11 protein-coding genes are annotated in these 12,994 nt (G+C 54.0%); 8 read left to right on the top strand and 3 right to left on the bottom strand.

Annotated elements, in window-relative coordinates:
* Positions 1 to 38 precede the first annotated feature (38 nt).
* The 5 genes from HGO37_RS19735 (at position 39) to HGO37_RS19715 (ending at position 8,062) form a co-directional block, all read left to right on the top strand.
* Complete coding sequence (locus HGO37_RS19735; RefSeq protein ID WP_250984819.1) at positions 39 to 1,208, top strand: Gfo/Idh/MocA family protein; 1,170 nt, start codon at positions 39 to 41, stop codon at positions 1,206 to 1,208.
* Positions 1,209 to 1,230: 22 nt separating this feature from the next.
* A complete protein-coding gene (locus tag HGO37_RS19730; RefSeq protein WP_250984818.1) occupies positions 1,231 to 3,312 on the top strand; it encodes an FAD-dependent oxidoreductase in 2,082 nt (693 codons plus the stop codon).
* Between the two features lie 168 nt (positions 3,313 to 3,480).
* A complete protein-coding gene (locus tag HGO37_RS19725) occupies positions 3,481 to 4,002 on the top strand; it encodes a GNAT family N-acetyltransferase (RefSeq protein ID WP_250984817.1) in 522 nt (173 codons plus the stop codon).
* Positions 4,003 to 4,132: 130 nt separating this feature from the next.
* Positions 4,133 to 7,471, top strand: coding sequence for a PAS domain S-box protein (locus tag HGO37_RS19720; RefSeq protein ID WP_250984816.1), 3,339 nt, complete (start codon positions 4,133 to 4,135; stop codon positions 7,469 to 7,471).
* A 459-nt stretch (positions 7,472 to 7,930) separates the two neighbouring features.
* Positions 7,931 to 8,062, top strand: a complete 132-nt coding sequence (locus HGO37_RS19715) for a DUF4334 domain-containing protein (protein ID WP_250984815.1) — start codon at positions 7,931 to 7,933, stop codon at positions 8,060 to 8,062.
* A gap of 28 nt (positions 8,063 to 8,090) precedes the next feature.
* Here HGO37_RS19715 and HGO37_RS19710 read toward each other — a convergent pair whose 3' ends face one another.
* Positions 8,091 to 8,387, bottom strand: a complete 297-nt coding sequence (locus tag HGO37_RS19710; protein WP_250984814.1) for a DUF982 domain-containing protein — start codon at positions 8,385 to 8,387, stop codon at positions 8,091 to 8,093.
* A gap of 117 nt (positions 8,388 to 8,504) precedes the next feature.
* Positions 8,505 to 8,975, bottom strand: a complete 471-nt coding sequence (locus HGO37_RS19705) for an Hsp20 family protein (RefSeq protein ID WP_250984813.1) — start codon at positions 8,973 to 8,975, stop codon at positions 8,505 to 8,507.
* Between the two features lie 336 nt (positions 8,976 to 9,311).
* Between HGO37_RS19705 and HGO37_RS19700 the strand changes: the two genes are divergently transcribed.
* On the top strand, positions 9,312 to 9,761 hold the full coding sequence (locus HGO37_RS19700) for a DUF892 family protein (RefSeq protein ID WP_250984812.1): 450 nt from the start codon (positions 9,312 to 9,314) through the stop codon (positions 9,759 to 9,761).
* A 604-nt stretch (positions 9,762 to 10,365) separates the two neighbouring features.
* Here HGO37_RS19700 and HGO37_RS19695 read toward each other — a convergent pair.
* A complete protein-coding gene (locus HGO37_RS19695; protein ID WP_250984811.1) occupies positions 10,366 to 10,662 on the bottom strand; it encodes a DUF982 domain-containing protein in 297 nt (98 codons plus the stop codon).
* Between the two features lie 782 nt (positions 10,663 to 11,444).
* On the opposite strand from HGO37_RS19695, the gene HGO37_RS19685 reads away from it, so the two are divergent.
* Both HGO37_RS19685 and HGO37_RS19680 read left to right on the top strand, forming a co-directional pair.
* Positions 11,445 to 11,939 (top strand): cupin domain-containing protein, encoded by a 495-nt coding sequence (locus HGO37_RS19685; RefSeq protein ID WP_250984810.1) that lies wholly within the window; start codon positions 11,445 to 11,447, stop codon positions 11,937 to 11,939.
* Between the two features lie 101 nt (positions 11,940 to 12,040).
* Positions 12,041 to 12,988, top strand: a complete 948-nt coding sequence (locus HGO37_RS19680) for a methyltransferase domain-containing protein (protein ID WP_250984809.1) — start codon at positions 12,041 to 12,043, stop codon at positions 12,986 to 12,988.
* The last annotated feature ends 6 nt before the right edge of the window (positions 12,989 to 12,994 follow it).

The raw sequence follows: 12,994 nt of genomic DNA, 5'->3' as shown, positions 1-12,994 counted from the left end.
TTTCCCAGCCCAAGATTGCTTTCATAGGAGTGCTCGTAATGACTGAAGTAAGAGTGGCTGTTCTCGGTGGCTCGGGCTGGATGGGCAAGGTACACACCATGGCCTACCAGACCTTTCCACACTTTATCGGCACGTCTGGCGGGACTGCTCGCGTCGTTGCAATCGTCGAGGCTAATCCGGCTGCTGAAGACGATCTTTCCCGCCGTGCCCCCGGTGCGAAGATACTGCGGCACTGGAAAGAGGCGATAAGTGATCCTGAGGTCGATCTCATCGATATCTGCCTGCCGGACAGCCTTCACTACGAGGTCGCAAAGGCAGCACTTCTTGCCGGCAAGCATGTCTATTGCGAAAAGCCTCTTGCGGATACCGCGGCAGAAGCCCGCGAGCTTGCCGACATCGCCAAGGAAAAGGGGCTGATTACCAGAGTGGGGCACGCCTTTCCGCGAAACCCCGTGCATGATCTCGCCAAGGAGATCATTGACGCTGGTGAGATCGGCGACATTAAGATGTTCAAGGGGTGTCAGCATATCGACATGTATGGAGATCCCTTGGCTCCATACATGTGGCGGGCTGACGGCAAGTTGGCTCCCACAGGCATTGTTGGGGACACCGGCTCGCATGTTTTCAGCTTCATGGAGTTTCTGGTTGGCCGCGTTACCGCGCTGGTCGCCGACAATTTGATCCTCACTCCCAAGCGTCCAGTTGTCGAAGGTCTTGGTTATGGTGAGAAGGTAGCTTTGACGGGTGACGAAAAATGGGCCGAGATTACCAATCCGGATGCAACCCATCTGATATGCCGTTTTCAGAACGGAGCGGCTGGTATCGTAGACTTCAGCCGTGTTGCCACAGGCCGCAAGTTCATGCAGACCTACGAGATTTATGGCACCAAGGGTAGCATCGTCTACAACTACGATGAGGTTAATCGCCTGCGGTTTTATTCAGGCGATGACAAAACAGGCCGCGCAGGATTTCGCGAAATTGACGTAGGTCCCGAGAATGCGACGTTCCGCGCCTTCCTACCGCTGCCGAACTTTGCGCTTGGTTACAACGAGAGCAAAATTATCGAAGCTTCAGAGGTCGTGAGAGCAATTACCACGAGAACACCGATGTGGCCGACGTTCGAAAACGGTCATCATATTTGCCAGATTGTCGATGCCTGCATGGAATCGTCCCGCACCAGGCGCTGGGTCGACATCCCGTTCGCCTGAATAGCCTCTAAGGACCAGTCCCATGACGATCAAAGTTCCTCAACATATTCTGGACGCGTTGACAGATGTAGAGATGCCCAAGCTTGCTCCAGAGGCATTGTCGGCAGAAAAAATCCGCATTGGTGGCGTTGAAATGCCCGTGTACCGGCCGGGATGTGTGGTCGTTGGATCCGGGGCGGCGGGGCTGCGCGCTGCTGTCGAACTCAGCCGCCGCGGCGTTGACGCGGTGATCATCAGTCAGAGTGCATGGGGCGGGACATCGGCCTGCTCTGGGTCTGACAAACAGACCTTGCATACGGCCAACACGGCTGATCAGGGAGACAATTTCAAAGCAATGGCGCGTGCCATCCGCGCTGGTGGCGCAATGGACGAGGATACCGCATATGTCGAGGCCGTTGGTTCTCCTCGAATGATGGCCTCACTGCAGTATCTCGGCTTGCCGTTGCCGCAGGATCCACTGGGAGGCACCCTACGCTATCAGACTGATCATGACGAGGTTGGTCGTGCGACAAGTTGTGGGCCGAGAACATCGCGATTGATGGTCAAGGTACTTGCCGAAGAGGCGCTAAGGCTTGAAATTCCATTCTATAACCAGACAACTGCTGTAAAACTTCTAAGCGACGGTCAGCCCGGCATGTCGCGTGTGACTGGCGTACTCGTTATGATGGCCGCCGCGCGCAGCGATGAAAATCCAATGGGGTGGGCCCTTTTCGTCTGCAACGTTGTGGTGCTTGCTGCAGGTGGCCCTGGGGAACTCTATCGCGATAGCGTTTACCCGAATGGGTGTTTTGGTTCGCTCGGCCTAGCATTGGAGGCAGGTATCCAGCTCGTCAATCTCACTGAAAGTCAGTTTGGAATTGGCACCCGCCGCGAAGGGTTTCCCTGGAATCTTTCGGGTACTTATGTGCAGGCAATGCCTCACATCTATTCGGTCGACGCAGACGGAAACGAGCGCCATTTCCTTGGCGACTATTATCGTACCACGCAAGAATTGGCATCCAATATCTTCCGGAAAGGGTACCAGTGGCCCTTCCACTCGACCCGAATGCTCGACTTCGGCTCCAGCCTCGTTGATTTGGCAATTTATCGCGAAAGCGCGGCAGGTCGCCGCGTATTCATGGATTTCAATCGTAATCCTCAGCAGGTTCCGGGAGATGTCCCATTCTCGCTGGAGCGGCTCGACCGTGATGCCAGCGAATATCTGTCCAACGCTGGTGCTGTTCAGGACATGCCGATTGACCGCCTTCGGCAAATGAACCCTCTGTCGATAGAATTGTATCGTCGCTACAAGGTCGACATCGCATCACGGCCGCTCGAGTTTGCTGTCAACAATCAGCATATGAACGGTGGTGTGATGGTCGATACCTGGGGTCGCAGCAATCTCGCCGGCTGCTATGCGGTCGGTGAGGCGGCAGGCACGCACGGTGTGACACGGCCAGGCGGCGCTGCCTTGAATTCCGGCCAGGTGTTCGGCACACGCGTCGCTGAACATATTTCAGCCAATGGGAAAGCGAAAGCCGTCGAAGACAAAAACGTGCCTGCGTCCGCTGCCGATGCCTTAGACCAGTTCGTTGGTTTGCTCCGACCAGACAGCCCGCTTACGGTCAGGCATATCCGCTCCGAAGTACAGACTAGGATGAGTGAGAAAGCGGGAATGATCTGCGACGCGGAAAGCGTTGCCGGCGCGCTACAGGATGCCAGACATCTTAATGCCCGTATTCGTTCGGAAGGAATTGGGTACGAACGAGCCGCAGAAGCGGGAAGGGCGCTACAGTGGGCGCAGATGGCAGCAGCGTCAGAAGCCGTCCTCACAGCGCTGCATTATTTTATCTCTGCTGGTGGTGGAAGTCGTGGCGCGCGAGCCATCTGTGATCAAGACGGCGAGGCACTGCCTCAGTCGCGATCTGGTGCTTTGGAAGAATTTCGCTTCCGCAAGGAAAGAGATGAGCACCGCGATGAACAGATCATCATCCAAAAGGTCGATCAGAGCATGGAAGTTCAGGTGCGGCTGAACAGGTCCTTTGATGAAAATGCAAAGTCCTTTTTTGAAAGGGACTGGCCAGCCTGGCTGACCGCCGAGGTCTATCATTTCGATGAGAATTGAGTAGATAACGGATACTCTGACCGTAAATCTCATCACCACCGAGAAGACTCTACACGCTCACCACAAAGCCGCAAACTGGGCCTGCTAGCGTCCACAAAACAACGAGGAACTGTACGGGCATCCGGTCTGTGTAAACGGGTCGCTCGTTTGAAGAGTTCGAGAGAAGTCATGAACAGTCACACTGTGAGCCTCATCGTAGCAGATCCCGCCGATCTCCCGGACTTTAAAAGGGAACTCCAGGAGGCGTTCGCCGTCGCGGTTATAGAAAAGTACGGGGAGCTCCCCGATGGTCCCATTCCTTCCGACGAGGACATCGACAATTCTATCAATGCTCCGAACGCGGTCGCCCTGCGGATTCTCTCAGACGGCAAGAAGGTTGGTGGCGCGGTTGTGACCATCGATGAGGAGACCCACCACAACACGCTCGACCTGTTTTTCCTTAAGGTCGGGGAGCATGGCAATGGTCTCGGTCACAAGGCTTGGCTTGCCATTGAAGCGCGCTATCGGGAGACCGCCACCTGGCGAACGCACACGCCATACTTTGAGAGGAGAAACATCCACTTCTATGTCAATAAGTGTGGCTTCAAGATCATCGCGTTCTTTCATTCAAAGCACCCCGATCCAAACCATCCCGGTCCTAACGATTTACCGGACGACGAAGGGTTTCTGTTCGAGAAGATGATGAGATAGCGGATGTTTGTTTTCACGGCTGGCTCTCGCGTGCAAAGCATGCGCTCACAGCTTCGTACGTTCTAAGGTCTTTACTGTTTGCGTTGGCTTCTTTAGGCAAGTCTAACGGTTTAGATGAGGCTTGATAAGCATGAATACGTCCGCGGGTGCCGACACGGCGTGGGTTCAAGAAATGCTAGGTGGACTTCCCACCGCCCACATCAGCGCTTTTGAGCAATGGCCAGCGGATTTGAGAACTACGTTTCGGACGATAGCGGCGTCCCCACACCAGATTATTTTGTTTTGGGGTAGGGAATATGTCGCTCTCTACAATGAAGCATACGCTCCATCCATTGGCCTGAAGCATCCAGATGCTTTCGGCCGTCCCGCGCGGGATTATTGGAGTGAGCTATGGGAAGATCTCAAGCCGCTCCTCGATCAGGTGATGGAGAGGGGCTTGCCTGTTTTTCTCAAGGATAGACCCTTTTATATCGAGCGTCATGGTCATCCGGAAACGGTAACCTTCGACATTGCTTACTCAGCCGTAACCATCGCCGATGGTTCGGTTGGGGGTGTATTATGTATCGTGAGCGAGACGACAGAGCGCACGAGAGGCGAACAGCAGCTTAGGGAAAGCGAAGCGCGTTTTCGCAATATGGCAGATCACGCACCGGTTATGATGTGGGTCGTCGATGAGGCGGGTGCATGCACTTACCTCAATACCAAATGGTACGATTTTACGGGGCAATCCCAGGAGCAAGCCGAAGGTTTCGGTTGGCTCGACGCCACGCATCCTGACGATAAGGAACTGGCGACCCGAACGTTCATGGAGGCGTTGGCTCGTCGGGAAGGCTTTCGACTCGAGTACCGTCTTCGCCGTCACGACGGCATTTACAGGTGGGCTATCGACGCGGCGGAACCCCGCTTTTCTGCGGATGGAACATTCCTTGGTTATATTGGCTCGGTCATCGATATTGATGAGCGACACGATATGGAACAAAAGCTCTGGGCAAGCGAGAGCGGCCTGAAAGCCCTGACCAACTCGATTGACCAAATGGTTTGGTCGACCCGGCCTGACGGTTTTCACGACTTCTACAACGAGCGTTGGTATGAGTTCACTGGCGTCGAGCGTGGTTCCACGGACGGCGTTGGGTGGAATGAGATTTTCCACCCGGATGATCGCGAAAGAGCATGGGCTGTATGGCGCGAATGTTTGCGAACTGGCGAGCCCTATCACATCGAGTATCGTTTGCGACATCATACCGGACATTATCGCTGGGTTATTGGTCGAGCAAACCCGGTCGTTGACGCCCAAGGTAAAATCACGCGCTGGTATGGCACTTGCACGGATGTTCACGAACTCAAAATTGCCGAGATACAGCGAACGGCGATTATCGAATTTAATGAGCACGTTGCAACGCTGCGTGATCCCGGCGATATCGTGAAAGCAGCACTGCAGACGATTGGAAGTCTGCTGAAAGTCAGTCGCGCAGGTTATGGGACAATCGATGAGGCCCGCGAGACAATATTAATCGAACACGACTGGACGAGTGGCCGCACTGGTAGCCTAAGCGGACTACGACGTTTTCGCGACTACGGCATGTTTGTTGACGACCTCAAGAAGGGTGAAATCGTTGTTATATCCGACGCCGAGGTCGATCCTCGAACACGGGAGCGCGCCGCAGCATTAGACGTGATTTCCGCGCGTGCAAGCGTCAATGTTCCGTTGAGGGAGCAAAGTGGGCTTGTCGCCGTCCTGTTCGTCAATAACTCGAAGGCAACAGCATGGCGCAACGAGGAGCTGACATTTTTAAAGGAGATGGCGCTGAGACTGCGCAATGCCGTGGAGCGCCGCCGCGCGGAGAACGACCTTTTACAGCTCACTGAGGGTCTTGAACAGAAAGTCATTCAGAGAACAGAAGAATTGCGGGCCTCAGAGGAGCGACTGCGTCACAGTCAAAAGCTTGAGACCATTGGTAAGCTAACGGGCGGGGTTGCACATGACTTCAACAATTTGCTGCAAGTTGTCTCGGGCAACCTCCAGCTTTTGCAAAAAGACCTCTCTGGAAACGAGAAAGCACAGCGTCGCCTGACAAATGCAATGGCTGGGGTCACTCGCGGTGCCAAATTGGCAAGTCAGCTGTTGGCGTTTGGGCGACGCCAGGCCCTTGATCCAAAGGTCATTAACATTGGGCGGTTCCTGCGCGACATGGACGACATGCTGCGGCGGTCGATTGGCGAGGCCGTCGAAATTGAGACAATTATAACTGGGGGGCTCTGGAACTGCCTTGCGGACCCGGCTCAAGTGGAAAATGCCGTTCTGAACCTGGCGATCAATGCGCGTGACGCGATGAATGGGCAGGGTAAGTTAACAATTGAGGTTGGAAACGCCTTTCTAGATGACGACTATGCAGCCAAGCATGACGAAGTCGAAGTCGGCCAATATGTTATGGTCTCGGTGACCGACACGGGCACGGGTATTCCGGCCGATATGATTGAACAGGTATTTGAACCATTTTTCTCCACGAAGCCGGAGGGCAAAGGAACAGGACTTGGCCTGTCCATGGTGTTTGGTTTCGTGAAGCAGTCAGGTGGCCACGTAAAAATATATTCTGAAGTGGGCCACGGAACGACTGTTCGCATGTATCTGCCGCGGGCGCTTGCGAGTGAAGATCGCGAAACTCCCATTGCCTTAGGGCCGATTATGGGAGGCTCGGAAACCATCCTGGTCGCTGAAGACGACGATGAGGTCCGTGCCACCGTGGTCGAGACGCTCAGTGACTTGGGATACAGTGTCTTGAAGGCGTCCAGTGCGGAAGCGGCACTAGTGATTGTCGAATCTGGAATTTTGATCGACGTTCTATTCACTGATGTTGTCATGCCTGGCGGCATGAAAAGCACCGAACTGGCAAAGCGGGCCAAAGAGCGTCAACCGGATATCGCCGTACTTTACACGTCCGGATACACTGAAAATTCGATCGTCCACGGCGGTAGACTTGATGCCGGCGTCGAACTTTTATCGAAACCGTACACCCGTGAAGCCCTGGCACGAAAGATGAGACACGTCCTTGGCAATCGAGCTCAACGTATACAAGTTCGGACACAGAAGACAACAGTTACCAAAGTTCCAGAACATCCCAACCCTACTCTCAACGTTCTATTGGTCGAAGACGACGCTTTGATACGCATGAACACGGCGGAGATGCTTACGGATTTAGGGCACAGTGTCTTGGAGGCGGGCTCAGCAAAAGAAGCACTCATGTTGGCCCAGAAAAGCTTCGATCTTCTTGTGACCGATATCGGCTTACCCGATTTATCCGGTTATGAGCTTGTTCGGGAGCTTGGAAACGCAGGTCGAGTCTTCAAAGTTATATTTGCGAGCGGTCAATCGCGCCAAATTGAAGAAACATTACCTGGCGCTTTCCTAGTGACAAAGCCTTACAGCCAAGAGGATTTGACCAACGCGATTAAGGAGATTTTCCGTCAGTGAAGCTCATTGTCGCGGAAGCAACTCGTCGCGCTTGATGGGCAGCAGGCCAACTGCAGAATGCCGCAATTCGTTGACGTCATCGCGCGTCAACGGTTCTGAGGCGCGGACAACCGCGACGACAAAGTCACGTGTCTAGCAGGACTTGCGGTCATGTCGGGTCTTCATTGATTTCTCAGTGATAAGACCACGGCGAGCAGACTGGTTCGTCCAATTCGCGTGCTAGTTGAAGCCGAAGATTTGATACCGCATTTCCCTTCAGTAGCGAGCCGATGCGCTGTTGTTTCGCGCCGTACCAGGTGTCTGGTATTGAACCGGCTTGGGTGCCACTGCGTTTGATTTTCGTTTCCACAAGATTGGGAGGTCTCAAGCCGGAACCGGCCTGCTTTCCGACTTACTCCGCCGACTCAGGGCCAAGGGCGCTGTGCCTTCATTGAAAACCAAGGCGTCACGAGCGCTGCGATGATCTACCACAGACGGCCCATCATCGATCATTTTTGCAAATTCGATGACGGACGCATAATGGGAGCAATGGTCGTTAACGGCGACGACCGCTTTTATTTCTTCGAGCTGGAGTGCGGTCAAGAAGTGTGATCCCCGCAACGCACTGGTCATAATCCGCTCAACGAATATGGGGGTCGCTGTTGCCCTTTTTACTCTGCGCCACCAGACTGTCAACGTCCGGCGCAAGGAGATCATGTCGTTCGGCAAAGGCCACAAAAACGGCTCGTGCGGTCTGGGCATCGATTTCCCCCTTGATCGCAGTCTTGCACGCTTTGAGCGCTAGCTCGCGCTCAAGATCCGCAGGGTTTCGCCAATCCAAGAGTATCTGGTAGGCATGCATGACCGATCTGACTTTTGTTGGCATGCCTAGACCCAAAAGAATGGTAACGGGTTCCTCGAACATATCGGGTTTCATCAGCTTTTCCTTTCCATCTGCCCCGATTGTGTCTGTATGAGAGATGAATGCGGGAAGCGTGGTCCGCTTCCCGCTTATGCTCAAGTTCTTACAAGCCGCGTCTTCATGTCGGGCGCCTTATGCGACCTGTCGTTCCGCTTCGATTTGTAGCGGGGCTGCCTGATTACCAGCCGGGCCGATCGTGATTTTGCGCGGTTTCAGGGCCTCGGGAATCTCTCGCCGCAATGCAATGCGTAGAAGTCCATTCACCAAAGAGGCTTCTTCTACCTTCACATGGTCGGCAAGTTCAAAACGGCGCTCAAACGGACGACCGGCAATGCCGCGATGGAGATATTCGCCGTCTCTGTCCTCGGCCCTTTGGCCTTTTACAACCAGTACGTTGCGCTCCTGCATGATGTCGAGATCGGCTTCGCCGAAGCCCGCGACCGCCATTTCGATACGGTAATCGTCGTCACTCGTTTTGACGATGTCATAAGGAGGCCAAGGGTCAACTGCCTGTAGACGCTGAGCGTTGGTCAACAGATTGAACACGTGGTCGAAACCGACGCTGGAGCGATAGAGAGGTGCAAAATCGAGTTCGGTTCTCATAGCCAAATCCTCCTTGAAGCGAGATGGAATGGGGACGCGGAAACTCGCGTCCCCGGTTCTGTCAGCCCCTGTCGGCGACTGACGAGAATGATCTAATTTTGGGAAAAACAGTTTCAAGATTTTCGTCAAAATTTTTTTCGTGGCGTTGAAGATGCCCGCATTCCGGCGAAGGGCCCGACATCGCGTAGCTTACACACGCTGGACGTTCAATGGACCCGGGCAAACGTGACATACTATCAAATTCACCGCGTCCGGTTGCGTACCGTTAAAGCCTGACTGGGAACAAGACGAGCCAGTCGACGTTTTCGAGGTCCCATAACAACAGGAGCCCTGAAAATGGTTACACTGGTTGGCAACGAAGGCAATATTGAAAAGCTCGTCAAAGACCTTCTCTATTTGGAGCATGATGCAATCGCCGCATACGATTCCTGCATCGAGCGGCTGGATGACAAAGCACTCAGTGCGAAAATTGCCGAGTTTAAACAGGACCACCTCCAGCATGTTTCCGTCTTGAACGACATGGCTCGAGAGCTCGGCATCGAAGCCCCGACCGAAGGCGACATGAAACAGATGCTTACGACAGGCAAGATCGCACTTGCAGACCTGATTGGCGACTCAGCTATCCTGAAAGCCATGAAGACGAATGAAGATGATACCGTGACTGCTTACGAGCGAGCATCGCGTCACGAGGATGCGGTTCCCCAGTCGAAGGCATTTTTCATGAAGGCTCACGAAGATGAGGCCCGACATCGTGCCTGGATGGAAACGACGGCCAGCGCCATGTGATGTGATCTTGAATATCCGTTTCGACATCCTCATCTAAGGATAACCTCCCGAACAAACTCAGCCTGCAGCGATCGACGGTCGCGCTTGTGCTGTTGACGGGATGGCGAGGGCGCTCCCCGTAAGCGGGTCGAGCGCCCTCATTTCTATCCCTTGCCAGGAGGGTGTACCAAAAGCTGGATTCTTTTATGCATCGATATGCAGAGAATGTTTTCGAAAGAAACGCTGTGGCATATTTCGTAGATGCTAACGTCATTGACCAAGTGCGTGAAATAGCGGAATTTCACTCGAAACAGACGATGTTTGCCAGCTTGTCCCATCTCAGCATCCCACGGATGTGCCAGAGTTGTGGGAAACCTATTACGAGAATGGCACGAGAGCCTCAATCCTGGCATTAAACATTGCCGCTTCCGGCAGCTCTGCTTTGCTGAACCGCATCCCCCTTTGGCCATAATGGACCACAACATCCATTGCCGTCCTTGTGCGCGAGATGAAAACTTTGGGTAGGCGCGATATTACAGCATGTGGCCTGTTTGGGGCGAGGGGCGTTTCTCCCGCATGCCTGCCAAAACAATAAAGCCCCGCCATCCGGCGGGGCCATTTTGGGTCAGGCGCTTGCCCGGATACTGGTATCTCCTATGCCTCGGGGGGCGGTCATTACCAGCGGCATGCCAGCCTCAAGGCATGCGGAAATAAAAGCCTCGCGGGCAACCTCGACTGGCGCGAACCAGGAGAGTGCTGCGCGACACTTGTCTACCGCTTTCTTATAGCGTTCGCCGCGCCGCAGGGGCCACTCATTTTCAAGATAGTCCAGCGCGTCATAGACACTTAGAAATGTTCTTTCGAGCCCGCACTGCAGACGGACACGAACAGGTGAACGAAATAACACGTCTTGGCTGTCCATTTCATACCTCCAATCTAAACAACCAGATCTAGAAGCGAAAATGATATTGGGATGGACGCGACATCGTTCAAGACTAGGGGAATATTTTTGGCGCCGATTAGGTCCTAACGAGCGAGCTATGCCTGCTCAATATCGTTTTCGGTAAAGTCTCGGTAAAGTCATTGACCTTTAGCCGCAGCGGCAAATGATATTCCGTTGCCAGCGCATACACAGAGCAATCGGACATGTTCGATCGGACCAGTTCAGTAAAAACTCTGGAAATGGCCTTCCGGTGACTGGGAGCCTTCCATGATCCGCTCACGTTTTAGCAGAGGCACATGATAATGCTCGACCCGGTTGTTCAAAGCCATCGGGATCGGAGTTCGAAGTGCGTCATGAACTGTCGCCGGGCTGCTCGATAAGAGCGCAACGTGTCAGTGATCATCCGCTTCCAGTACGATACCCTGCTTTTTTCAGTAGGTGCGTCACCGATGTCCTAGCAGCTTAAGTGGTGCGGCAGTTATGGACGATCTCGTCTAGCACATACCCATCTTGATCGCCGCCCCGCCATGGCCAGTGTTTCCGTCCAACAATTGTGATGACGATCTCGTCGAGTTGCCAAAGATCGTTACCACTGGGAGTTTTGCGCCGAAGGCGCATATAATACGGGTTCCCTCTACTCCTGTGCATGCCCATGTTACAATTGCAACCTGTGGTGCGGTGACTGTAACCAGTGAGCAATGCGGGGTCTGCAAACAGGGTCTCCTGATACGCAGGCATAATCTACACAGAGGTCAATCCGCATGAACATCAATGCTACGCCCAGAACCAGAACTCCTCTCAATGAGTGGTGGGAGGTCACCCCCGGAGAAAACTTTACAGTCCGTGCGTCCGTCGAGGACACGGGCGGTTTCTGCACCATCATCGAAATGACTGTCGAGCCACGTAACGCTGTGCCGGTTCACACTCATGCCAACGAGGAAGAACACTTCATCGTTCTAGAGGGCACGTTTCAGATGGTGAATGGTAACGAGAGCGTGACGCTAACACCTGGCGATTCCGTAACTGTAAAGAGGGGCACTCCCCACAGCTGGGCTAATCTCTCCGACGCGCTGGTGAGGGTTCTGATTATCTTCACTCCAGGCGAAATGGAGGAAACTTTCAGATTGATCGGTTTCAGTGACGGCGGCAATCTGGCCGAAATCGCGGAAATGGCCAAGAATGGCGGCTCGGTGATGGTTGGTCCTCCACCGTTTGAAAATGTCTATTCTGTCATGTCCCCCCGGCCGAAATTCTGAGTCCGGGAACTCTCTCGCTCAAGACCGCCCGCAAGCGCAGCGGTGCCACCACGCAGCAAGAACCGTCACAAGAGACCCAACGCCGTCTGGAGGATGAAACAGTGCTGCTGGTCGCCTCGAGTGGGGCTTACGTCGTGCAAGACGCATTCTCCGAGCCGGAGAAGCAACGTGAGGTAAAAGAGATGTCCGATACGTTTATGCCGAAGATCCAAGAGCTCGCGAAGTCTGCGAGAATGCTGTCGCTTGTTGGCGCCTCAATCAGACTGAGATCCGACGCTTCAGTCATGTCGGCAATTCGTGAGCAGATCGAACTTGGTGCGCGGATGGCCTTGGGTGACGGTTTGGATGAAGCCAATGAAGAGGAGGCATCCGTGGCCCTGACGATGGTCGAAATGGCGCTGAGCGAGGCTGGCGAACTTTTTCGCAATCCGGACCGAGGTTCGAACTGGGAAATTACGGATGCGGCGGCAATGCAGGCTATGGGTCGTTCGTCCAAAAGCGCCTTCATAAGGATGAAATCAATTGCCGAAATGTATCCAGCAATGCGTGAAACGTTTAGCGGCACATTTCTGGATGTTGGCACCGGGGTCGCAGGCATCGCCCTCGAGGCAGCCAGATCCTGCCCTGAAATCAAGGTTGAAGGGATCGACATCTGGGAGCCGGCACTGGAACTAGCCCGGAAAAACATCGCCGAAAGCGGTTACTCGGACCGCGTGAGTGCGCGCAATCTTGATGTCTGTGCATTAGACGAGCAGGACAGGTATTCGCTAGTCTGGTTGCCGACGATGTTTCTGAAACGTCCGATCGTCGAGGCAGCGTTTGACAGGATTGTACGCGCTTCGGTTCACAATGCCTATCTCGTCGCGGGGATATATACCCAGCCAGCAGATCCATTTCTGGCGCTCATGGCAAATCTAAGAACGCTCCGAAGCGGAGGTGAAATCACCGACCCTCTTGAAATCAAAACGATGATGGAAGCGCGAGGATATGTCGAAGTCGAATTGAGCGTGACGCCGATTGCAACCTTTGTTTTCGGACGGCTACCCTGACGCATT

This window comes from Rhizobium sp. CG4 (assembly GCF_023701965.1).
In the GTDB taxonomy this organism is placed as follows: domain Bacteria; phylum Pseudomonadota; class Alphaproteobacteria; order Rhizobiales; family Rhizobiaceae; genus Agrobacterium.
The sequence above is the reverse complement of the archived record's forward strand: the minus strand, read 5'-3'. Positions and strand labels throughout refer to the sequence as shown.